Genomic DNA, 23,349 nt, shown 5'->3' on the forward strand with positions numbered 1-23,349 from the left:
CGGAGAACGCGTAATGGCGCGCTTTTCCAACAAGGTCATCGTCATCACCGGTGCCGCCTCGGGAATCGGTGAAGGCGTCGCGCGCCGCTTCGCCGAGGAAGGCGCGACGCTGGTGTTAGGCGACATCGACAAGGCCGCGCTCGACAAGCTGGCGGGCGAACTGCACGGCACAGTCGAAACCTGCGAGACCGACGTGTCCGATCACGCTGCATGCGAGGCGCTCGTCCAGGCTGCGATCGATCGCTTCGGTCGGATCGACGTGCTGGTCAACGACGCCGGCGTCGATCATCTGGGCAAGGTCGACGAGGGCGACTTCGCCGAATTCACCAAGGTCATCGAAACCGACCTGTACGGCGTCGTGCACATGAGCCGCGCGGCGATCGCGCACTTGCGCCAGTCGAAAGGCTGCATTGTCAACGTCTCATCAGTGTCCGGGCTCGGCGGCGACTGGAACCACAGCTTCTACTGCGCGGCGAAGGGGGCGGTGAGCAACTTCACCCGTGCGCTGGCGATGGATGAGGCAAAGAACGGCGTCCGAGTCAACGCGGTCAACCCGTCGCTCACCTACACCGCGCTGACCGCGGGCATGAAGGAACAGCCTGAGCTCATCGCCAAGTTCGAAGAGCGCATCCCGTTGGGCCGCGGCGCCGAGCCAGCCGATATCTCGGGGGCGATCGCGTTCCTGGCGAGCGAGGACGCGCATTTTGTGACGGGCGTGAACCTGCCGGTCGATGGCGGCCTTACTGCCTCAAACGGGCAACCGCCGCTGTCTTGATGAATGTGGGGCGGGCGATTGCGCCCGCCCACTTTCCGAAAATTGACCATGTCGCTGGTGCCGCATCCATCATCGAACAAATACGTCAAGCCGATGGAAGTTAGGTCGCGTACGTTGACGCACGTCCGGTCGTTCTTGGTACAAGCGGGGCTTCCCAGAAGCGGTCATCCATTCATGTCGGTCGGGAAGCTTGATGTCATGCCCGAATGTGTCCACTCAGCAATTTCGGATCGGGAGATCGACGATGTCGGTGAAGGTCGTTGCGTTCGTATCAGTGAAGCCTGGACAGGAAGACGCCTTCGTTGAGGCGGCGAGGCTCTGCGTCGCCGCTTCCCGCGCCGAAGCGGGCGTGTTGCACTATGACCTGTGGCGCGAAACCAATGGCGAACAGCGCTACGTCTTCAACGAGCTCTATGTCGATGATGCCGCCGTTGCAGCCCATATGGCTTCGGACCATTTCAAAGCATTTGGCTTGGCCGCACGCGACCTCGCGGCAGCGCGACCGATCATCATCAAGACGCTCCCGATCGACGTCGTCGATTGACTCCGCGTCTTCGTCCCACTCACCGAGACACACTCAGTTTTGGTTGCTGTCACCCAGTCGACGGTTCCACGAAGCAGACGCCAATTCAGGTGATCCTATTACACTGCGGAGCCAAACGGAGCTCGCAGACTGGATTTCGCGTCACAGGGTCATAGGCTTCCGGATCAGAAGGCATAGCGGACCTGACAATATGGCATGGCTTCCTTGAGCCATCCCAGGAAGCGGTCGAGCCATTGCCGCTTCCAGTTCGCCTTGTATCGCAGGTTCCGCATACCGGACTGGCTCCACTTGGCCTCCTGGATGTCGGGGCGCCACAGCCATTCCTCGGCGCGGGGGTGCCACTGAAGGTTGAGATCGTGCAGCCCCTCATTGTGGGTGAGGAAGATGACCTCGCACTTGAGCTGCGCCCGCGCCGCCCGCGAGAGCGCCGCGTCCAGCTCTGCAAACAGGGCCTTCCACTCCGCCTCCCAGCTCTCATGGACGATCACGGGCGAGAAGTTGACATGAACCTCGTAGCCTGCAGCGACGAAGTCGTTGATGGCGGCGATCCGCTCCGACATCGGCGACGTGCGCACGTCGACCACCTTGGCGATCGTGTCGGGCATGAGGCTGAAACGGATGCGGGTACGGCCCTGCGGGTCATAGTCGAGAAGGTCTCGGTTGACGTACTTGGTCGCGAAAGAACCTTTGGCGTTCGGGATGTCGCGAAACGCAGCCACCAAGTCCCGGACGTTATCCGATAGCGAGGCATCAACGGACAGGTCGCCGTTCTCGCCAAGGTCGTAGACCCAGTCGACCGGATCGATGGTGTTGGGCTCGATCTTGGGGCCAAGCCGCGCCGCATGCCGCGCCAGCGCACGGGTCACGTCGTCGACGTTGACGAAGACGCTGATCGGGTTGGCGTAGCCCTTCCGCCGCCCGACATAACAGTAGGCACAGGCCATCGCGCAGCCGTTGGACGAGGATGGCGCGATAAAGTCGGCCGAGCGGCCGTTGGGCCGCATCGCCATGCCCTTCTTGACGCCGAGCACAAGCGTTTCACGCTTCACCCGCAACCAGTTTTCGGCGAGCGCCGGATCGGCGAGCTGCGGTATCCGCCAGTGGCTCGCAACCTCGACCAGTTCGGCATCCGGGAAGCGCGCCAGAACCTCCCGCCCGCGCGGATATTCCCGCACTGCCGGCTCCAGATAGATGAGCTTGGGATCGATAAGGGTCCGGGGCAGCGCCATGTCGACGATATGGGGTGCCGGCGGTGGGGCTGCCATGTCGAGGGACGGGAGGAACGTCACGGGTTGGCAGACGTCCTTGCAGGATGGACGCGAACAGCACCCCGGATGTCGCCAGCAAGACCGCTTTGCAGCCAGAATCCCGCAGGCTAACCGCCGCAGAGGATATGCCATGAGCGAGGCGGAGGAACTCGGGCTTCCCGAGCACGCCTTCGACAAGCAGGACTGCGAGGCGGATCTCGACTTCTACTCGGCCCCTCGCCTCGTCACGCACATCGACGACGCTGCGGTTGCCGCGCTGACCCACCATTACGCGTCGCTACTCACGCCCGGCGATCGCGTGCTCGACCTCATGTCGAGCTGGGTCAGCCATCTGCCACCAGACTTGGCTCTGGACGTCGTCGGTCACGGCATGAACGCCGACGAGCTCGGGGCCAATCCACGGCTTGGCCGGTGGTTCGTCCAAGACCTCAATCGCGACCCGGTCCTCGCCGAGCCAGACGCCGCCTTCGATGCCGTCCTCATCTGCGTCGGCGTCCAGTATCTGCAGCGCCCCGTATCGGTATTCCGGGAATTGCGGCGCGTGCTGCGTCCGGGTGGCGTGATCGTGGCCAGCTATTCCAACCGGTGCTTCCCCACGAAAGCCGTGGCGATCTGGCGCCACCTCGACATGGAAGGCCAGGCCGCCCTCATCCGGCTCTATTGCGAGAGGGCGGGCTTCGGCGACATTCGCGCGCTCGTCCTTGCCGACGGGCGTTCCGGCGATCCGCTGATCGCCGTCGACGCCCGCGCCTGACCGCGGCAATCCCTCCGGACCGAAGCGGTCGCTAGACCGTTCTGCGACGATGCAGGCGATCGAGACGAGAGGGCTGGCGAAGACGGTCGGCCGCGACAGGCGACTCTTCCATGATCTGTCCATGTCGATCGCTCCGGGCGAACTCGTGGCGATCACCGGGGACTCCGGTGTGGGCAAGTCGACGCTGCTCAACATCCTGGCCGGACTCGACGACGCCGATGCGGGCCAGGTCCGGATCGAAGGCACCTCGTTCGCCGGCCTTGCCGAGGCGCCTCGCACCCGGTTGCGGCGCGAACGCATCGGCTTTGTCTTCCAGGCCTTCCACATCTTGCCCTATCTCACGCTCGAGCAGAACGTAGCCTTGCCGCTCGCGCTGATTTCCCCCGACGCCGCGGCGGCACGGGTGCGCGCCGGCGAGATGCTGGCCGAGGTCGGGCTCGGCGACCGGGGCCGGGATTATGCCCGCGACCTGTCCGGCGGCGAACTGCAACGGGTGGCGATCGCCCGGGCGCTGGTCCACCGCCCGGCCGTCATTCTCGCCGACGAGCCGACCGGCAATCTCGATCCGGACACCGCGACGCGCGTGCTCGCCCTTTTCGCGCGCGCCGTGCGGTCGCGCGGGGCGGCCGCGGTGCTCGTGACGCACTCGGCGGCCACCGCAGCCGTCGCCGACCGGGTGCTGCGGCTCACCGCCGATGGCTTGGTCGAGCAGGCGCAGATACCAGCGGATGGCTGAGCCCGGCCTGCTGCGCTCCCGGCTCGCACTCGCCTGGCTGGTCTTGGGCGAGTGGCGGTGGCATCCGGGCCGCTTCGCCGCCACGGCGGTTGCGATCGCGGTCGGCGTCGCGCTCGGCTTCGCCGTGCACCTCGTCAATGGATCGGCGCTTGCATCGTTCGAGCAGGCGGTGACGGGCGTAAACGGAGCCGCCGACCTCCAGATCCGCGCCCGAACACCGCTCGGCTTCGACGAGCGACTGTACCCGCGGGTCGTGACCACCGCCGGTGTCGCGGACGCGAGCCCCGTGGTAAGCCTGCCCGCGCGCGCGGGCTCCGGACGCTTCACGCTGCTCGGCCTGGACGTCATCCGCGCAGCGGCGGTGACGCCGAGCCTCGTCGGCACGCGGCCCAGCGGACCCGACGCGCGGAGCGACGACGTGTTCGCCGACGACGCGCTGTTCCTGACGCGCGCCGCGATGACGGCGACAGGTGTCCGGATGGGCGAACGTGTTACGGTGACGGCAAACGGCCGCAGCGCGAACCTCGTCGTTGCAGGCACCCTTCCGGGCGCACCCGAGGATCAGGCGCTCGGCACGATCGACATTGCGGCAGCACAGTGGCGCTTCGGCAGGCTCGGTCGCATCGATCGGCTCGACCTGAAGCTCGGCGACCGCGCTGCTGCCGAACGTGCGCTGCCCGCATCGCTCGGCGCGGATGCGAACATCGTCTCGGGCGAGAGCCAGGCGCGCCAAGGCGATGTGCTCAGCCGGGCCTATCGCGTCAACCTCGACATGCTGGCGCTTGTGGCGTTGCTCACCGGCGGCTTCCTTGTCTTCTCCGCCCAGACGCTGTCGGTGGCGCGCCGGTTGCGCGCCTTCGCGCTGGTGCGCACGCTCGGGCTGCCGCGCAGCGGCATCGTCGCGGCGGTGGCGCTGGAAGGCGTCATCATCGGCGTCGTCGGGGCGGCCCTTGGGCTGGCGGCCGGCTATGCCATGGCGGCCGCTGCGTTGCGGCTGTTCGGCGGCGACCTGGGCGGCGGCTATTTCGCTGGCGGTACGACGCACGTCGTGTTCCAACGGGCCGCGGCAGCGGGCTTCTTCACGCTCGGGCTTGCGGCGGCCTTGCTCGGCAGCGTCATCCCGGCTCGCACCGCCTCCCGTGCCGCGCCGGCAGCGGCACTGAGGAACGCGGGCGACGTGCTGGATCCGCGCGCACCGGTGCCGTGGCATCCGGCCCTGCTGCTACTGCTTGCCGGTACCGCGACGGCCTTCCTGCCGGCGGTGGGCGGCTTGCCGGTGTTCGGTTTCGTCAGCATGGCGCTGCTCCTCGCCGGAGGCGTTGCCGGCGTGCCGTGGCTGGTCCGGTCGCTCCTGTCACCGTGGCGAGGGCGCGACTTCGCATCCGTGCCCCGGCTCCTCGCTATCCGCCACGTTCAGGGCGCACCGGGCCAGGCGGCGATCGCGTTGTGCGGGATCGTCGCCTCCACCGCGCTGATGATTGCGATGGCGACGATGGTGACGAGCTTCCGCGGCGCCGTCGACGGCTGGCTGGGCCAGGTGCTTTCCGCCGACCTCTACCTGCGCGCGGAGAGCGGTGACCTTGACGAAGCCGTGCAGCGCCGGATCGCGGCCGTCCGCGGCATCCGAAGCGTGGCGTTCAGCCGTCAACTGCCTCTCACGATCGCAGCCGACCGACCACCAGTGACGCTGATCGCACGCCCGGTGCGGGGTGACGCCGGTGACCCGCTGCTGGTGCTGATCGACCGGGCCCCGGTGCCCGCCCGCGCGACACCGGTATGGGTGTCCGAGCCGGCGGCCCGTCTCTATGGCTGGTCGCCGGGGCGCTCGGTCATCCTCCCAGTCGGCGGGCAGCCGATCCGCTTCACGGTCGCCGGCGTCTGGCGCGACTATGCCAGGCAACAAGGCGCGCTGGTGATCCGCGACGTCGACTATCTCCGCCTGACCGGTGATCGCGGGCGCGACGAAGCGGCGATCACCCTGGCGCCGGGAAGCGACCTTGCCACGGTGCGCCGCGCGACGGCGGCCCTGCTACCGGCGGGCGTCTCCGTGGCAGAGCCGGCGACGCTCCGCCGCTTCGCCCTGGATTTGTTCGATCGCAGCTTTGCGATCACCTACGTGCTTGAGGCGGTGGCGATCCTGGTCGGCCTCGCGGGGGTGGCAGCGACGATGTCGGCGCAGACGATCGCCCGATCGAAGGAGTTCGGCATGCTGCGCCACCTCGGCCTCACCCGTGGGCAGATCACGGCGATGCTGGCGAGCGAGGGCGCGCTGCTCGGGCTGATCGGCGCGGTCGCGGGCGTGGCGCTTGGGGCACTGCTCGGCCAAGTGCTGATCCACGTCGTCAATCCACAGTCGTTCAACTGGACCATGACCACCATCTGGCCGTTCGGTACGATCGCAGGCGTGACGGCAGCACTGACCGGCGCGGCGGCCGCGACCGCGATGGTAGCTGGCAGACGCGCCACGGCCGCCGACGCGGTCGCCGCCGTCAGGGAGGACTGGTGATGCGCGTGCTTCTCGCCGCGATCGCTGCCGCGGGTCTGGCGGCTCCGTCGCCCTATCCCGTCGTCCGCCCCGGCATCCGGCTGTCCTTTCCAGCGGATCATGGCGCACACCCCGCCTTCCGCACCGAATGGTGGTACGTCACCGGCTGGCTGAAGGGCGAGGATGGCCGGGACGTCGGCTTCCAGGTCACCTTCTTCCGCGTCAACCCGCACGCCGGTGCCGGGAACCCAAGCCGTTTCGCCGCCCGTCAGGTGATCTTCGCGCACGCCGCGCTGTCCGACCCGCGCATCGGCCACATCCTCCATGCTGAGCGCGCCGCCCGCGCCGGCTTCGGGCTCGCGGGCGCCGCAACCGGCGACGCGGACGTCCGGCTGAACGGCTGGACGTTCCGGCATATCGCAGACGGTCGGTTCACCACCCACGTCGGCGGCCGCGACTTCTCGCTCGATCTGACGTTCCGCCCCACGCAGCCCCCGCTGCCACAGGGCCAGGGTGGCTATAGCCGCAAGGGACCCAGGCCCGAACAGGCGAGCTATTATTATTCCGTGCCGCATTTCGCGGTTTCCGGCACGGTCGTCCGGGCGGGGAAACCCGAGCGCATGACCGGGGAGGCCTGGCTCGACCGCGAATGGTCGTCCGACTATCTCGCGCCGAATGCCGCCGGCTGGGACTGGACCGGCCTCAATCTCGACGACGGTGCCGCGCTCATGGCCTTCAGCATTCGCCGCAAGGGCGGCGGGGTGCTCTGGTCGGGCGGCTCCTATCGTCGTCCCGATGGTCGCACGACCCGACTGCTGCCCGCAGACGTTACCTTCTCACCAATAGCGCGCTGGCGATCGAGGAAGACGGGCGCGCGCTATCCGGTTGCACAGCTGCTGAGGATACGATTGCCTGAAGGTGTCCGTGACTTCCCGCTCCGGCCGATCTTCGTCGACCAAGAGGTCGATGCCCGCGCGGCGGGTCAGCCGGTCTATTGGGAAGGCGCCGTTCGGACCAACGGCGGAAGAGGCTATCTAGAACTGACCGGCTATGCCGACCCCTTGCGCATGTAGGAAGGTTGCCGAGACACCGGCCGTCCGACCGTCCTTCCATGGGTTCTTGCAAGCGCGTGCCATTTGGTGAGCTCGCACGTTCAAGCGCGCATGAGCAGTTCGCACGATCGCTACCCCTACTCGCCCATCATCAACCGACCGGACTACGACTGGCCCGGTGGACGTCGCCTGGCGATCTACCTGGGTGTCAACTACGAGGTGTTTGACTTCGGCGGCGGACTGGGAGCGGAGTTGGCACCGTCGCAGACCGAGCCCGACATCATGAACTACGCCTGGCGCGACTATGGCAATCGCGTCGGCGCGTGGCGCCTGTTCGACCTCTTCGACCGATTGGAGCTGCGCACGACTGCGCTCCTCAACGCCGACGTGCTCGACCGCTGTCCGGGCCTCGCCGAGGCCTGTCGCGACCGGGGTGACGAGATCGCCGCACACGGCGGCAGCAACGCCAGAGCGCAGGGAAGCATGGTCCTGCCGAGCGAGGATCGCATGATCCGCGACGTGACCGAGCGGCTGGCAAGCTTGGGCACCCGCCCGACCGGTTGGCTCGGCCCGTGGATCTCGGAGAGCCGCCATACGCCCGACCTACTCGCCGCTGAAGGCTACCGCTACGTTCTCGACTGGGCCCACGATGACCAGCCAACGCGACTAATGACCAAGCATGGCGGTCTACTGTCGGTGCCCTACTCACAGGAGGTCAACGACCTACCCGCGATCATCCAGCGCAAGCAGGAAGCTGAGACCTTTGTTGGCATGATCCGGTCGGCGGTCGACCAACTACTATCCGAGTGCGACCGCCGGCCGCTCGTGCTCGGCATCGCACTCCACCCATACATCATGGGTCAGGCGCATCGCGTTCCCCCGCTCGCGCGGGTACTGAGCGAGCTTCGCGAGACGGACGATCCGCGCATCTGGTGGACCGTCGCCGGCGAAATCGCCGAGCACATCGAGGCGAACGGACTGGCGGTCTGAACCCTGCCGCCTTAGGTACTGGCCGTCGCAACGCCGACGCTCGCGCGGGTGTGGAGCGCGCGAACTTCATCGGTTAACGCTGCCACCGGTCCTTCGACCTGCGCATTGGGCACGACGTCAGTGATCCTCAGCGGCGCGATGCCGGACGACGGTCGGCCGAGTTCGTCCATCCACTCGCTCAATTGGGCTGTGGACGTGGCAAATACTATCCGGCCCATCCCGGCCAGGCCATGCGCCGCAGCGCACATCGCGCAATGCTCGCCCGAGGTGTAGACCGTTGCTGATCGCCGGTCGTCGGGGGACAGATGTTCGGCCGCCCAGCGGGCAATTGCAAATTCAGGGTGGCGCGTCGCGTCTCCGCCGCCCGTCCTGTTCCGATCCTCGAACAGCACCTCGCCCACGGCCGAAACGAGGATGGAGCCGAAGGGCTGGTCGCCAGCGACGACAGCCTCGGCAGCGAGTTCGACACAACGTTGTAGGTACGCAAGGTCGTTGTCTTTGATGGTCATCCTCTCCACTCATTCTCGAGGATCAGAGTAGCTGCATCGCAACAGCTCTTCGTCGAAGGTCCCCATGGCGAAGACTGCGACGTCGCCATGCACTATCTCCAGCCTTGCCCAGCTATCCCAGCCGATGTGGATGAAGATTGGGCTTGCCGAACATGCAGACGGCTCGGAGGCTTTCATCGTCTTGAAAGCCGACGACGTACAGCGCCATCCGATCGCCTCAGGCGCCCTCGCGCCGAGCACCGACGATCATCCGCCGCGCGATCGCGCGTACCGCCTCGTCGTCCTTATCCGCGCCGTCGGCCGGATCGCCTAAGTGATCGAGACTAGCCTCGAGGACGTCAAGCAGCCCTGGATGACGCGCGTCGACATACTCGATCGTTTTAAAAAGCAGGTGCTCGGTCGCGATCTCGCGGCGGCGGGTCTGCACGGCATCGTCCATCGGTGGGTATCCTCTCGTTCACCTAACCAACGCGAGGGGAGGCTAATGGCTGCGTGGTGTTGGAGCATGGCGAAGATCGACTTCGGTTCATGTCCTCGAAAGCGAGAAGGTCCTGATGGTCAACGATCAGACCCGCACCAGCCCGCTCCCACACGGAGGAGCGCTAGACAAGGTAATAACATCCGTCCTTCTATCTGGCTTGGCCATCACGATGATTGTAGTCGCGGTGGACGAAACATACCGTCAGCTGATCCTCAAACACATGACATGTCGCTTTAGCCTGAGAACCTTCCGGGATCGCGGACTTAGCACAGTGATATTGCTTGCTCTGGGCGCATGTCAGGCTTGTTGAAATAAGCTGGCCCAAGACGCCTTGCTAGGGCTAAGACTCAATCACAGCCAGAAGGCGAGCGCTGTTGCGATGGCGACGCCTGAGAGGAAGTTGGCGGCGAGTTTGTCGTAGCGGGTGGCGACACGGCGGAAGTCCTTGAGACGGCAGAAGGCGTTCTCAATCAGGTGGCGGCCACGGTAGCTCCTTGTCGTATCGGATGACGCGCTTCCGGTTGCGCCTGTCGGGAATGACAGGAACCGCTCCGGCGTCACGTAGCGAGCAGCGCAGCCGGTCGGCATCGTAGCCTTTGTCGCCAAGGAGATAACGCATCCGGCCCGCCTGCTCGAGAAGGACGGGCGCTGCCTTGATGTGGGTGACATTGCCGGCCGTCAGCATCAACGCATCGGGGCGGCCGATGACATCGGTGAGTGCGTGGATCTTGGTCGTCCATCCGCCGCGCGAGCGACCGATCGCCTGGAACTGGCACCCCTTCCCCGCCGAAGGCTGCGCGTTGCGCCTTGATGCAGGTGCTGTCGATCGCGGTACTTCTAGTGACCGCGCCGGCATCCACCAGCGCGTCGAGCAGCCTGAGCCAGAAGCCACGGCGCGACCAGCGGTTGAACCGGTTGTAGATCGTCGTCGACGGCCCGTAATCGGCCGGGCAGTCGCACCAGCGGCAGCCGACCTTCAGCACATGCACAATCCCGGAGATCACCCGACGGTCGTCTACCCGCCGCGCGCCAGGCTGGTTCTTGGGCAGATGCGGCTCGATCGCCGCCCACGCTTCATCCGACAACCAGTACAGCGCCATGCCTCACTCCTCCTGATCCACCCGCCAGTGAGTCAGGAAAACCATCAACCCTCATGATGCTGATTGGGTTTGGACCCTAGAACGCTCTCACCGTTTCTAGGTTTTGCGCATTTGCTCCGCTAGGTGCGACACCCATTGCAGCCCCACCAACAGGACAAAATGTGGGAAGGAGGCGACACTCTCTTGCCGTGGATCAAGGCTCAGGACGCCACCTGGGTCTATCCTGACCCGCAATGTGCGATGATCACGTAGGTCGCGCTGGACGAGGGGGAGCGAGGGCTATGCCAAACCAGCTGACTTATGATCGATCGGCAGGTTCCATCACATGCGCGAGAGGCCCTTCCATCAACTCATCCTCTCTCAGCATCATAGAATGCGGCAAACCGCCACTTTGTAATTTTTTGAAGCTCACCGGAGATTGAAGCAGGTGGTTGAGGTCGAAGAGCAAGCCAGGCAGCTTGCCGCCATGTACGACGCATCGCCGATCGGCCTGGCGGTTCTCGACATGGAACTACGCTATGTCCGCATCAACGAGCAGCTTGCACAGCTGAATGGGATACCCGCCTCCGCCCATATCGGTCGGTCGGTCACGGAGATGATCCCCGACCTCTCGGATCAGGCTCTGGCAGCATTCAACCGTGTCCTCGCTGGCGAGGAACTCACCAATATCGAGCTTGTCGGCCCAACGCGCGCGCGTCCCGATCAGACGAGCGTCTGGCGGCAGAATTGGGTGCCAATGCGGGACGCGGCCGGCTCAGTGATCGGGGTCGCCGTTTCCTGTGAGGATGTCAGCGAGCAGAGCCGAGCACAGAAGGCAGTCAAAGCGCTCAACCGGATCAACACCGCTCTTGCCGCGGAGCACGACCTTGAACGACTGGTTCAGATGGTCACCGATGCGGGGGTGGAACTGACAGGTGCCTCGGTGGGCGCATTCTTCCACAACGTGCTCGACGAGAGCGGCGAACGCCTGCACCTCTTCACTCTCACTGGTGCCGATCGGGAAGTTTTTACAAAACTTGGGCGTCCGCGCGGCACCAAGGTTCTCGAGCCGCTATTTAGAAACGAAGTCATCCGCTCCGAGGACATCACAAAGGACTCTCGGTACGGGTTCAACGCCCCCTATGGCGGTATGCCACCCGGACACCCGGTCGTTACGAGCTATCTGGCCGTCCCCGTCGTTGCTCGCGACGGCAAAGTTCTAGGAGGGCTGCTGTTCGGCCATCCCAAGCCGGGATGCTTTTCACATCATCATGAGGAACTCATTGGCAGCCTTGCGTCACAGGCTGCCGTGGCCATCGAGAATGCGCGCTTGCTGGCAGAGGTACAGGCAGCCAACGAGACGCTGGAGCGTCGCGTCACCGAAAGAACGGCAGAACGCGACCGTACATGGCAGCTATCTCGGGACCTGCTCATCACCGTCGATGCCAGTGGAATGCTTCACTCGGTCAGCCCGGCCTGGAAGACGGTGCTCGGACACCACCCTTCCGAGGTGGTCGGCCGGAGCTATCGCGACTTCGTTCATCCAGATGATATTGATCGAACCGAGGTTGCCTTGCTGGTTGCTACGAGCGGCGAGCCAGTGCCGGTTTTTGAGAACCGCTACATCGCAACCGACGGCTCGACCCGCTGGATCTCCTGGCTGACCTCGGTCGACGGAAGCCTGATCTACGGGTCCGGGCGTGACGTGACGGAGGCAAGAGCCAAGGACGAAATATTGCGCGCCACCGAGGAGGCACTCCGCCAGAGCCAGAAGATGGAGGCGATGGGGCAGCTGACAGGCGGCGTTGCACATGATTTCAACAATCTGCTGACACCCATCCTTGGTAGCCTCGACCTGATCCGTCGCAAGGTTCCCGACGACGATCGCAGTTCGCGTTTGCTCGATGGCGCGATCCAGTCCGCAGAACGGGCCCGCACGCTGGTCCAGCGGCTTCTCGCCTTCGCACGACGCCAGCCTTTACAGGCTGGCGCAGTGGATCTTGCGGCCATGGTTCGCGAGATCTCGGCCCTGCTTTTGACGACCCTCGGGCCCCGGGTGCAGCTCGTTATCGAAACCAAGGAGGATCTCCCCCCTGCCCTTGCTGATCGCAACCAGCTTGAGATGGCGCTCGTCAACCTTGCAGTGAACGCCCGTGACGCGATGCCGGGCGGCGGTCTGCTGAGGATCAACGTCAGTGACCGCCAGATCAATGAGGGCGATCCTCGCCTCAGCCCTGGAAGCTACGTCCATCTAGCTGTTACCGATACAGGTTTCGGCATGGACGCCGACACCTTGAGCAGGGCCATTGAACCATTCTTTTCGACCAAGGGCTTGGGACGAGGCAGCGGGTTGGGTCTGTCGATGGTTCACGGACTCGCCAGTCAGCTCGGGGGCGCGTTCCAGCTGACAAGCAGCCCTGGTGCTGGAACGACCGCGGAGATGTGGTTGCCGATCAGCACGGTCACCGTGGTCGCCACGCCAGCAACGACATTCGACGCCGGTGCCGACATCGGCACCTCGGTAGGTCGTGTGCTCCTCGTCGACGATGAGGACGCGGTCAGGGCTGCTGCGGCACAGATGCTTGGTGATATCGGCTACGAGGTCATCGAGGCTGACAATGCCGATGCAGCACTGCGGTTGATTGCCGACGGATTGGTACCCGATCTTCTTGTGTCAGACCATCTGATGCCAGGGATGACCGGAACCGAGCTTGCCCGGCAGTTGCGTGCCCAGCTTCCTCAGGTCGGCGTACTGATCGTCTCAGGCTATGCCGACGTCGAGACGCTTTCCCCCGACCTCGCCCACCTTCCGAAGCCGTTCCGCCAAGCGGATCTCGAACAGGCGATTGCCGGTGCGAAGGTTCTCCCGCACCAGCTTGTTCAGTTGGCTATACCATCATGACGGACAACGCACCCCGCCACCAGATCATTTGCGAATGAAAGTACAACAAGCAGACTTCTAAGCATTAGACGGCAAGGCTTGATCGAAAAACATAGCCGCTCACGGCTCGAAAATTCAGGGGTGGATGCAGATGACAATACGTGGCGGACCGTCCGGATTGCCGTCACGCCAAAATACCGGCGTGGTAGCAAGGCTGATGCAGAGCCATGACTGGTCGACGTCGCCTCTCGGAAAACCCGAAGACTGGCCGGAGCCACTACGCCTCGTCGTTGACCTGATGCTATCTTCTAAGTTCCCGATGTTTGTGGCGTGGGGGCGGGAACTTGGCTTCCTCTACAATGACGCCTATGCAGAAATTCTTGGTGACAAGCACCCGGCTGCCCTCGGAAGCCGCTTCGCAGATATCTGGGCGGAGATCTGGACCAACATCCAGCCCCTCGTCGAAACGGCTTTGCGCGGGGAGGCGTCGTACCGGCAGGATCTGCCGCTGCTGATGCATCGGCACGGCTACGACGAACAGACCTGGTTTACCTTCTCCTACTCTCCCGTGCGCGACCGATCCGGCACGGTGATGGGGATGTTTTGCGCATGCACAGAAACGACCGGCCGCGTTGTCGCCGAACGCGCGCTCGAAGAAAGCGAAGCCCGATTTCGCAACATGGCGGATCATGCCCCCGTCATGATGTGGGTTACGGATTGCAGCGGATACTGCACTTACCTCAACCGGCGTTGGTACGATGTCACTGGGCAGAGCCCGGCTGAGGCTGAGGGGTTTGGATGGCTCGACGCGACGCATCCCGATGACAAACCAGAAGCCGAGGGTGTGTTTCGTGACGCCAATGCAGTCCGGTCGTCATTCCGGGTGGAATACCGATTAAGACAACACGACGGTACCTATCGCTGGGTGCTGGACGCGGCGTCACCCCGGTATGGGGACGATGGCGCCTATCTCGGCTACGTTGGATCGGTGATTGACATCAACGAACGGCGTGAGGACGAAGAGCGTCAGCGTAGCAGCGAGGCGACACTGCGTCGCTTTACCAACGCACTGCCCGGCTTCATCTGGTTCGCGCGGCCAAATGGCGAGCTCTACTACTTCAACGATCGCTGGTACGAATATACCGGACAGTCGCAGGATCAGGCGCTTCCCGACGGTTGGATCAATGCGCTTCATTCCGATGACGTGGCGCCCACCGCCGAACGCTGGGAACACGCTCGGACTAGCGGGACCACTTACGAGATCGAGGTCCGCTACCGTCGCCGCGATGGTGCGTACCGGTGGTATGTTGTGCGGGCCGAGCCGATCAGGGATGATGGTGACGCCATCACCAGCTGGGTCGGTAGCTCGATCGACATCCATGACCGGAAAGAGGCCGAGACCGCGTTACGTGCAAGCGAGGCGCAGTTCAGGCTGATGGCCGATACCGTGCCGCAGATTGTCTGGGTTACCGATGCGGAAGGCCGTGCCGAGTTCTTCAATCGTCAATGGACGGAGTACACCGGAACCTCATGTGATGGCGTGAAGGCGAGCGAAGTGGTTGCTCGTTGCGTCCATCCGGACGATGTCGCATCGACCATGATCGCGTTCGAGAATGCCCTGCGCTTGGGCAACACCTTCCTGATCGAGCACCGCATTCGCTCACGATCGGGTGACTACCGATGGTTCCTCGGCAGAGCCGAGCCATATCGGGATCTGGAAACGGGGAAAATACAGCGCTGGTTTGGCGCATCGGTCGACATCCACGATCGAAAGCTCTCTGAAGCCGAGCTGCACGAGCTTAACAGCGAGCTCGCCGAACAGGTCGCGATCCGATCTGCGGAACGTGACCGGGTATGGACATTGTCGCAGGACTTGCTGGCGCGCGCGGACTATGGCGGCGGTCTGTCTGCGGTCAGCCCTGCATGGACCCGCGTTCTAGGCTGGTCTGAACGCGATTTGCTGACCCGGGACTACATGGCGCTGGTGCATCCGGAGGACGTCCCTACGTGCCGGGCGCAACTCGCCCGCATGGCTGGCACTGGGTTGCCCGTGCGTTTCGAAAGCCGGATTATGTCACGCGACGGCGAATGGAAGCCATTCGAGTGGACTGTCGCTCCCGAACCGGACGGCTTGAACTTCATCACGGTCGGCCGTGATCTCGCTGACACCAAGGCCCGCCAAGCCGAACTGGAGATGGCGCAGGAGGCGCTAAGGCAAAGCCAGAAGATGGAAGCGATGGGCAGCCTCACGGGCGGCGTTGCCCATGACTTCAACAATCTTCTTACCCCAATCATCGGCTCGCTCGACCTTCTCGTCCGCAAGAACATTGGGAGTGAACGGGAACGTCGACTGATCGACGGCGCCTTGCAGTCGGCAGAACGGGCAAAGACGCTGGTCCAGCGTCTGCTTGCCTTCGCACGCCGCCAGCCGCTGCAAGCGGCGCCCGTTGATGTCAGCAGACTAGTATACGACATGACGCCCCTGATTGCTTCATCGGTGGGGCCGACTATCGATGTGCAGGCCGATGTGGCCGCAGACCTACCGCCCGCGGTAGCCGACCCGAACCAGCTCGAGATGGCGCTTCTCAACCTGGCGGTGAACGCACGTGACGCAATGCCAGAAGGCGGTAAGCTGACGATCAGTGCCGAACGAACGAACGTGCGGGAGACGCACCCCTCGGGTCCGAAGCGTGGGCACTATGTTCGCCTGTGTGTCGCCGACACGGGTACAGGTATGGACGAAGAGACACTCCGGCGCTCGATCGAGCCGTTCTACTCGACCAAGGGGATTGGCAAAGGGACAGGTCTCGGTTTGTCGATGGCGCATGGTCTTGCCGCGCAGCTTGGAGGAGCGCTCACGATCGAGAGCCAACCGGGAGAAGGCACAACGGTCATACTTTGGCTGCCCATCAGCGTCGCTCCCATCCTTGATGTGGGAGCGGCATCTGTCACGAGCCTTGACCGGTTTGCGCTCGGCAACGCGATCCTCGTCGACGACGATGACCTCGTGCGGATGAGCACGGCGCATATGCTCAGCGAAATGGGCTTCGACGTCCTCGAACTCGCCAGCGCCGAGGAGGCGTTGAACCGCCTGAGCGCTGGTTATCGGCCTACGATCCTCGTCACTGATCACCTCATGCCTGGATTGAGCGGCGCTGAACTCGCACAGCGCGTCCGCGATATCGCTCCTGAGCTCCCGGTTCTGATTATTTCGGGCTACGCTGAAGCTGAAGGCATTGCGCCCGATCTGCCGCGTCTGACTAAACCGTTCCGATCAGCCGATCTTTCCGCCAGCATCTCATCCATCCTACCAAACAGCACTACCTGATGAGCAGGGACCCATGTCGGACACTCACGTCCTTTCCCCTCTTCCATTTCCAACTTCAGCCGTCCTTTTACCTCCGCGCTGTGCTCGGGCCCGATATACGAATTGGGGATGTGATTAGCGCAACGTGACTGCAATGGACGAAGCTCAATGCTTATAGTCGGAGGTGCGGTCGGTGCGGCTAGGCCGGATAAAGTGACCTTACCGCAGTTTACAGAATATCTAAAATATCGCATAAACTCGCTATGGACCCGCGTCGCAATCCATTCGCCCCTGGTGCTGGCACACCGCCGCCCGAACTCGCCGGGCGTGAGCCGCTCCTCGAGCGTACTCTCATTGCACTGGACCGCATCCGTGCTGGTCGTCCGGCACGCTCAACCATTTTCTACGGCCTTCGTGGAGTGGGCAAGACGGTCCTGCTGGGAGCGGTGCGTGAAGCGGTAGAGGCTGAGCGAATGCTTGCCGTGACAATCGAGGCACCGGAGAACCGTTCGCTACCAGCGCTGATCGCCCCCTCGCTGCGCGCGGGGCTGCTGCGGCTCGATCGAACTGCGCGTGCCGGTGCAGGCGTGAAGCATGCGTTGCGCGCACTGGCCGGCTTTGCCAAGCTCAAGCTCAAATATGACGATTTCGAAATCGCCCTTGATCTGGAGCCGGAACCCGGTCTCGCGGACTCGGGCGATCTCGATCTGGACCTAGCGGATCTGATGGTCGCGGTTGGCGAAGCGGCGCGCGAACGAGAAACCGCAGTCGTCCTGATGATCGACGAATTGCAATATGTTGCCGAGGAGCAGCTTGCAGCTCTGATCAGCGCCTTGCACCGGGCAAACCAACTCCGGTTGCCGGTGACCTTGGTTGGTGCCGGCTTGCCGCAGCTGTTGGGTCAGATGGGCCGCGCGAAATCCTATGCCGAACGCCTCTTTGAGTTCGTCAGCCTCGGGCCCCTTGATGAAGCCGCAGCGGCAGCCGCCATCCGTGTTCCCGTCGAGCGGGAGGAAGAGGCAATCACACCCGAAGCAGTGACGGCCATTGTGGGAGATACGCAAGGTTATCCCTATTTCTTGCAGGAATGGGGTAAGCATAGCTGGGAGGTTGCCGACGCATCGCCGATCACGGCAGCTGATGTCGATATGGCTCGCGCGGCCGCGCTTGCTGAGCTGGACGCCAGCTTCTTTCGCGTGCGCTTCGATCGGCTGACACCCGCCGAAAAACGGTATCTGCGGGCTATGGCAGCGCTTGGCCCTGGACCGCATCGTTCCGGCGATGTCGCCGATCAGCTGAAGGTCAAGGTCTCCTCGGTGGCGCCGACCCGAAACAGCCTGATCGCTAAGGGCATGCTCTTCAGCCCTGCGCATGGCGACACCGCCTTCACGGTTCCGTTGTTCGATCAATTCATGCAACGAGTGATGCCTGATACTCAGAAAGATTGACGGCGACGGACAACGCCAAGTCAACCACATTGCCGGCCAGACCCAAAAACCGTCATCCAAGTGCCTCTGGAGGACAGCCAAAAGCAGACGCTGGTTCATTCGCATGAACAAGCGCCCGGCCACGGCGCGGCTACCAGGCGACCACGCCCGCGTCGTCATAGAAACTACCCGTCGGGCCATCATCAGCCAGCGTGGCAAGCCGGACAGCGATTGCGGCGCCCTGCTCCGGGGTGCGAGGGCCGCTGTGCTGGTTCAGGTCGGTTGCCGTGTAGCCCGGACAGCCGGCATTCACCTTGAAGCCGAGGGGCGCCAACTCCTTGGCAAACGCCACCGTCACGGCGTTCAGAGCCGACTTCGAGCTGTTGTAGCCGAGTAGGTTAGCCTCGTACGCCATCGGTGCCTCGAAGTCCGACGCCCATGCCAGCGAGCCCAAGCTGCTGGACATCATGACAATCCGCGGAGCGTCGGAGGCTTTCAACAACGGCAGGAAAGCCTGTGTCGTTCTTATCGCGCCAAACACGTTCACCTCGTAGATCGCGCGCACGTCCGAGACCCGGTCCTCTGTCGGCGCCACCCAACCCGTCGATATCCCGGCATTGTTGACGAGCGCATCCAGCTTGCCCGCTTCAGCTTTCAGCGCTTTCGCGGCCGCTGCGACGCTGGCATCGTCTGCGACGTCGATCAGCAGCAAGCGGACATCAAGACCCTCTTGACGAAGCGCGCCTGCCGCCGCGTGGCCCCGCTGTTCGTCGCGGCTACCCAGCCAGACCGCGTAACCAAGCTTGCCGAGCCCTCGAGCGATCTCCAGTCCGATACCCTTGTTCGCTCCCGTCACCAGGGCGTTTCGCTTGTCCGTCATACGCATTCCTCCAGAAGATGCTCCTCAGATGGGATGCGCCTGACGTCCGACATGCGCGATCGGCGCGAGAACTTGCCTGATCCGATCAGTCACCTTGTCTTCGACGCCGGAGCGGCTCACGTTGGTGGCATGGACGAGATGTTAGCCAGCTTGTGTACCATCGTGGATCGGCATGCTTCCGGTCGCTACCAGCCCAGCGCCCTACCGCGCGTCGCACTCTACAAGGACGGCGCCGCGCCGCAGCCGGTTTCGGGCGTCTACCAGCCGATGATGGCGCTGATCATCAGCGGCGCCAAGGAAATCGCGATAGGCGACCGACGCCTTCGCTATGACCCAGCGAGCTACTTCATCGCTACCGTCGAACTGCCAGCCTCGGGCTGCGTCAAACTGGATTTGCCGGACGAACGCTATCTCGCCGTCAGCCTCGACCTTGACAGCGAGCGACTGGCTTCGGTGCTGACGGAGGTCGAGGTGGAGCCAGCCGCACCCGAGCCTGCCTTTGCCGTCAATCCAGTCACCCCCGATCTGCTCGATGCCTGGCTGCGCCTTCTTCGCCTGCTGGACACACCGCAGGATATTGCCGCGCTGGCACCCCTTTACGAGCGCGAGATCCTCTATCGATTAGTGCAAGGGCCCCAAGGATCGATCGTGCGTCAGATCGCACGTGCAGACAGCCGCCTCTCACAGGTGCGCCGCGCGGTCGCGATGATCCGCGATCGCTTCGATCAGCGGATCCGCAGCGAGTCACTGGCGCAGGAGGCCGGCATGAGCACCGCTTCCTTCCATCGTCATTTCCGCACAGCCACCGCGATGAGCCCACTACAGTACCAGAAGAGCCTGCGGCTTCAGGAAGCTCGCCGGCTGATCGTTGCAGGTCGAGATGTCGCCGCAGCAGGCTATGCTGTAGGCTACGAAAGCGCATCGCAATTCAGTCGAGAATATGCCCGGCTGTTCGGCCTGCCTCCCTCGCGTGACGTCAAGGAACGGATGCCGAGCATCACTGGCGATAATGCACGAGCGGCCTGATCGGTGAGACCCAGAAGCCGACGTTTGGCGCGGCTTTGCCGCTTCCGACAACCGGACGTTCATTCATATGGAGTGATCCAGCAACGGTGTCATGAGCGCCGCCTAGAGGCTTTTGCGGCTGTGCCAAGGGCAGCGGCTATTTGGAGGTGTTCGGCTCATGGCCGCTGCCGACCGCCTGAAGGCTCCCGCGATCGGCATACGTGGCTGAGAACGGTCCAAATTGCAGCTTGCCGCCGGACAATCTTAGCTGGCGGTTAACACTGATCGGGCATGTAGCGCTGAACGTGGAGTGCCTGTGCCGGTGTCAGAAGCTAGCTTTGAGACGGTCGCCATCAGCGACCTTGATGGAATGACTGCCGACGAGCGAGACGCCCTGCCATATGGCGTGGTCGGCTTTGACGCAGACACGATCGTTAAAATCTACAACGCGACCGAAGCGCGCATGTCCGGCCTCGATCCATCTACGGTGTTCGGTGTGCCCTTCTTTGATGCCGTTGGCCAATGCATGAATAACTTCATGGTCGCGCAACGCTTTGAGGATGAAGCTGAAGTCGACGACATCATACCCTATGTCCTGACCTTGCGAATGCGCCCAACCAAGGTCCGCCTTCGCCTGCTGGCCAATCAGGATGTGCTGCATCGCTACATCCTGATCGAACGGTGAGGCCATAGCCATGAGCGAAAAGTCGAGCGAGGAGCAGCTTCTCGAGTTTCTCTATGCGTGCCCGGTCGGCTTGCTTGAATGTGATCTCGCCGGCGAGATCGCCATGATGAACCCGCATGCGATGCAGCATCTGTTGCCGCTCGCGGGTCCTCGCGATGCCAGCAACCTGTTCGCCGCTTTCGAACAACACGCTCCTGAGTTGCGGAGTCTGGTGGCTGCCTACAAGCCTGCCCTTGGCAAGATTTGCGACGGGCACCGGATTTTTGTCGATCTGGGTTCTGGACGGCGCAAGCAGGCGCCGCAGGTTCTGGCATGTACGATGGTGAAGCTTGGTATCGACCGCCTGATGGTGACCTTGTCCGACATCAGCCAGCAGGTCGTTCAGGAGGAACGGCTGCGGCAAGCCGATACGTGGTTTGCAACGCTGCTGGACGGTGTCAACGAGTATGCCGCGCTGTCGATCACGCCGGATGGACATATCGCGTCCGCCAACCCCTGCTTCACCCGGCAGACCGGTCATGATTATGTGGCGGTGATCGGACACAAGCTCTCAGACGTCCTTCATTCGGATACTTCTGGCGGTGACTTACGCCTGGAGGAGCAGGTAGAAATTGCACAGCGGGACGGCTGGCATCTGCAGGAAGGATGGCAGCAGCGCCGCGATGGTGAGCGCTACTGGTGCCAGCGCCTGGTGGTTGCACGGGCCGATAGCGCCTCGGCATCTCCTAGCGGCTACTCCGTGGTGCTGCGCGATGTGCCGCGTCGTGAAGCTGCGGCAGAGGATATGCGCCGCCTGCTCACCTGTGACCACCTCACCGGAGCATCGAACCGGCGGCATTTCAGCGAGGCGATGGAACGGGAGCAGGCGCACTGGCGTGAGCTGCGCCATTCCTTGGCACTGGTAGTTCTTGACCTCGATCACTTCAAAGCGGTCAACGACACATATGGCCATCCAATTGGTGACATGCTCCTCTGCCACGTGGCTCAAGCCTGTGCGGCGCTCCTGCCTCCTCGCGGTATCTTCGCCCGGCTTGGCGGCGAGGAATTCGGAGCGCTATTGCCGCGGTTCGACCTCGATCAGGCTTTGAACCTCGCTGAGGAGATGCGCGCCGCTGTCGCCGAACTGTCCATCGACACAACCATGGGCAAGCTGAGCGCCACCGCCAGCCTCGGCTGCGCCACGCTTGGAGAAGCCGATGGTTCGATCGATGCACTGATCGCCCTGGCTGATCGGCGCCTCTACGCAGCCAAACGGAGTGGCCGCAACCAGGTTCATCAACCTCAAGCCTGTGCTGCATGAGTGCAGCGCTTCCACGCTCGACGGCACACGGGATCGCCTGTGCCGTCGTCATGGCCGAGGTGGGCCGCTTGCGCGAGCGTCACCACCCGGTCCTTCCGCCCGGTACGTGGCCTGAAGCGCTGCCGATCGGTGACGATGGCTTGGGCTTGGACTCTCTCGAGCAGTTAGGCGCGCTCGGAGCGCTCGCGGAGATGTTCGGGCTGGATGACCGTCTACTCGGGACCGAGCCGCCCCGTTCGGTCGGCGCCTGGGTGGACTGGATCATGTCCCGACATGAAGGTGGTGACGGCGAGTTGACCGTCATGACGTCCGGTTCGACCGGCCAACCCCGGCCTTGTGTCCATGCTGTACCGGATCTTCTGGCAGAGGCTCAGTTTCTTGCCACGCATGTGGCTGAGCGGCGTCGTGTGGTGACCCTGGTGCCTGCCCATCACCTCTATGGCATCGTCTGGACGGCGATCCTGCCTGCCGTGCTGGGTGTTCCGGTGGTCGCGCGCATAATCGGCGCTCCCCTCGAACTCGCATCTGGCGACCTGATCGTTGCGGTTCCCGAGCAATGGCAAGCCATGCGTCGGTTGGTCCGGTCTTTTCCTGCAGACGTTGTCGGTTGCAGCTCGGCAGGCCCGCTGGACGATGCTCTTGCCACCAGCCTACTCGCCTCCGGTCTCAGCCGTCTCCTCGACGTTTATGGATCCTCGGAAACCGGCGGGATTGCTGTTCGCAGCGCGCCTGCCGCTGCTTACGATCTCCTGCCTCGTTGGCGGCTATCGTCCGATGGAGAAGGTGACTGGTGCCTCCGTGACGCCAAAGGGAAAAGCTATAGTCTCCCCGACCATGTCGAGAAGATTGGAGAGCAAAGCCTCCGGCCGGTTGGCCGGCGGGACGGAGCGGTTCAGGTCGGTGGTGAAAAGGTATGGCCTGGCCGCGTAGCGGACACGTTGCGGCGGATCGATGGTGTCGCCGACGTCGCGGTCCGTCAGCAGGCCAATGGACGGCTGAAGGCCTTTATCGTGCCCGCCGGCAGCCTTGAGGCTGCGGATCTCGCCGCCATGATCGAACGCGTTTGCGATGAGCGATTGTCACCGCCTGAACGCCCCCGCGCCATCCGCTTCGGCGATGCACTGCCCAGAAACATGATGGGTAAACTGGAAGATTGGGTATGATGCACGCACCTATCTCGACAAAGGATGT

18 protein-coding genes and 1 pseudogene are annotated in these 23,349 nt (G+C 63.6%); 14 read left to right on the plus strand and 5 right to left on the minus strand.

Translation table 11 applies throughout. From position 1 onward, the window contains the following. Nucleotides 1-13: 13 nt before the first annotated feature. Both budC and GGQ96_RS00970 read left to right on the plus strand, forming a co-directional pair. Complete coding sequence (gene budC, locus GGQ96_RS00965) at nucleotides 14-775, plus strand: meso-2,3-butanediol dehydrogenase (protein WP_184110698.1); 762 nt, start codon at nucleotides 14-16, stop codon at nucleotides 773-775. A gap of 244 nt (nucleotides 776-1,019) precedes the next feature. After that, on the plus strand, nucleotides 1,020-1,319 hold the full coding sequence (locus tag GGQ96_RS00970; protein ID WP_184110700.1) for a putative quinol monooxygenase: 300 nt from the start codon (nucleotides 1,020-1,022) through the stop codon (nucleotides 1,317-1,319). 164 nt (nucleotides 1,320-1,483) lie between these two features. Here GGQ96_RS00970 and GGQ96_RS00975 read toward each other — a convergent pair whose 3' ends face one another. Further along, complete coding sequence (locus GGQ96_RS00975) at nucleotides 1,484-2,719, minus strand: spore photoproduct lyase family protein (RefSeq protein WP_221239741.1); 1,236 nt, start codon at nucleotides 2,717-2,719, stop codon at nucleotides 1,484-1,486. Between GGQ96_RS00975 and GGQ96_RS00980 the strand changes: the two genes are divergently transcribed. The 5 genes from GGQ96_RS00980 (at nucleotide 2,718) to GGQ96_RS01000 (ending at nucleotide 8,604) form a co-directional block, all read left to right on the plus strand. Next, nucleotides 2,718-3,341: a class I SAM-dependent methyltransferase gene (locus tag GGQ96_RS00980; protein ID WP_184110702.1), complete on the plus strand. Its 624-nt coding sequence runs from the start codon at nucleotides 2,718-2,720 to the stop codon at nucleotides 3,339-3,341. The genes GGQ96_RS00975 and GGQ96_RS00980 overlap by 2 nt on opposite strands. Before the next feature lie 49 nt (nucleotides 3,342-3,390). Then, a complete protein-coding gene (locus GGQ96_RS00985) occupies nucleotides 3,391-4,077 on the plus strand; it encodes an ABC transporter ATP-binding protein (protein WP_184110704.1) in 687 nt (228 codons plus the stop codon). Then, complete coding sequence (locus GGQ96_RS00990; protein ID WP_184110706.1) at nucleotides 4,070-6,583, plus strand: FtsX-like permease family protein; 2,514 nt, start codon at nucleotides 4,070-4,072, stop codon at nucleotides 6,581-6,583. The genes GGQ96_RS00985 and GGQ96_RS00990 overlap by 8 nt, the downstream gene beginning before the upstream one ends. After that, nucleotides 6,583-7,635 (plus strand): lipocalin-like domain-containing protein, encoded by a 1,053-nt coding sequence (locus GGQ96_RS00995; RefSeq protein WP_184110708.1) that lies wholly within the window; start codon nucleotides 6,583-6,585, stop codon nucleotides 7,633-7,635. Before GGQ96_RS00990 ends, GGQ96_RS00995 begins: the two co-directional genes overlap by 1 nt. A 90-nt stretch (nucleotides 7,636-7,725) precedes the next feature. Continuing rightward, nucleotides 7,726-8,604 carry a polysaccharide deacetylase family protein gene (locus GGQ96_RS01000; RefSeq protein ID WP_184110710.1) on the plus strand — a complete coding sequence of 293 codons (879 nt, stop codon included), beginning with the start codon at nucleotides 7,726-7,728 and terminating at the stop codon, nucleotides 8,602-8,604. A gap of 11 nt (nucleotides 8,605-8,615) precedes the next feature. On the opposite strand, the gene GGQ96_RS01005 is transcribed toward GGQ96_RS01000, so the two are convergent. The 3 genes and pseudogenes from GGQ96_RS01005 to GGQ96_RS01015 form a co-directional block, all read right to left on the minus strand. Further along, complete coding sequence (locus GGQ96_RS01005; RefSeq protein ID WP_184110712.1) at nucleotides 8,616-9,113, minus strand: nucleoside deaminase; 498 nt, start codon at nucleotides 9,111-9,113, stop codon at nucleotides 8,616-8,618. A 217-nt stretch (nucleotides 9,114-9,330) separates the two neighbouring features. Continuing rightward, on the minus strand, nucleotides 9,331-9,552 hold the full coding sequence (locus tag GGQ96_RS01010) for a hypothetical protein (RefSeq protein WP_184110714.1): 222 nt from the start codon (nucleotides 9,550-9,552) through the stop codon (nucleotides 9,331-9,333). Between the two features lie 393 nt (nucleotides 9,553-9,945). Beyond that, a pseudogene (locus GGQ96_RS01015) lies at nucleotides 9,946-10,694 on the minus strand (IS5 family transposase). 427 nt (nucleotides 10,695-11,121) lie between these two features. Between GGQ96_RS01015 and GGQ96_RS01020 the strand changes: the two are divergent. From GGQ96_RS01020 to GGQ96_RS01030, 3 genes are all read left to right on the plus strand, one after another. Continuing rightward, the gene (locus GGQ96_RS01020; protein ID WP_343058926.1) at nucleotides 11,122-13,575 is read left to right on the plus strand and encodes a GAF domain-containing hybrid sensor histidine kinase/response regulator; all 2,454 of its coding nucleotides are present in this window, start codon (nucleotides 11,122-11,124) and stop codon (nucleotides 13,573-13,575) included. A gap of 196 nt (nucleotides 13,576-13,771) precedes the next feature. Next, complete coding sequence (locus GGQ96_RS01025) at nucleotides 13,772-16,882, plus strand: hybrid sensor histidine kinase/response regulator (RefSeq protein WP_184110716.1); 3,111 nt, start codon at nucleotides 13,772-13,774, stop codon at nucleotides 16,880-16,882. A gap of 242 nt (nucleotides 16,883-17,124) precedes the next feature. Then, on the plus strand, nucleotides 17,125-18,309 hold the full coding sequence (locus tag GGQ96_RS01030) for an ATP-binding protein (protein ID WP_184110717.1): 1,185 nt from the start codon (nucleotides 17,125-17,127) through the stop codon (nucleotides 18,307-18,309). A gap of 130 nt (nucleotides 18,310-18,439) precedes the next feature. Here GGQ96_RS01030 and GGQ96_RS01035 read toward each other — a convergent pair whose 3' ends face one another. Then, complete coding sequence (locus GGQ96_RS01035) at nucleotides 18,440-19,168, minus strand: SDR family NAD(P)-dependent oxidoreductase (protein ID WP_184110718.1); 729 nt, start codon at nucleotides 19,166-19,168, stop codon at nucleotides 18,440-18,442. Between the two features lie 51 nt (nucleotides 19,169-19,219). On the opposite strand from GGQ96_RS01035, the gene GGQ96_RS01040 reads away from it, so the two are divergent. From GGQ96_RS01040 to GGQ96_RS01055, 4 genes are all read left to right on the plus strand, one after another. Then, complete coding sequence (locus GGQ96_RS01040; protein ID WP_246359998.1) at nucleotides 19,220-20,194, plus strand: AraC family transcriptional regulator; 975 nt, start codon at nucleotides 19,220-19,222, stop codon at nucleotides 20,192-20,194. A gap of 295 nt (nucleotides 20,195-20,489) precedes the next feature. Further along, nucleotides 20,490-20,858, plus strand: coding sequence for a phosphonate transporter (locus GGQ96_RS01045; protein ID WP_184110719.1), 369 nt, complete (start codon nucleotides 20,490-20,492; stop codon nucleotides 20,856-20,858). Nucleotides 20,859-20,868: 10 nt separating this feature from the next. After that, on the plus strand, nucleotides 20,869-22,158 hold the full coding sequence (locus tag GGQ96_RS01050) for a sensor domain-containing diguanylate cyclase (RefSeq protein WP_184110720.1): 1,290 nt from the start codon (nucleotides 20,869-20,871) through the stop codon (nucleotides 22,156-22,158). Beyond that, nucleotides 22,155-23,321 (plus strand): AMP-binding protein, encoded by a 1,167-nt coding sequence (locus tag GGQ96_RS01055; RefSeq protein ID WP_184110721.1) that lies wholly within the window; start codon nucleotides 22,155-22,157, stop codon nucleotides 23,319-23,321. The genes GGQ96_RS01050 and GGQ96_RS01055 overlap by 4 nt, the downstream gene beginning before the upstream one ends. The last annotated feature ends 28 nt before the right edge of the window (nucleotides 23,322-23,349 follow it).

The organism is Sphingomonas abaci, from assembly GCF_014199625.1.
GTDB classification, from domain to species: Bacteria; Pseudomonadota; Alphaproteobacteria; order Sphingomonadales; family Sphingomonadaceae; genus Sphingomonas; species Sphingomonas abaci.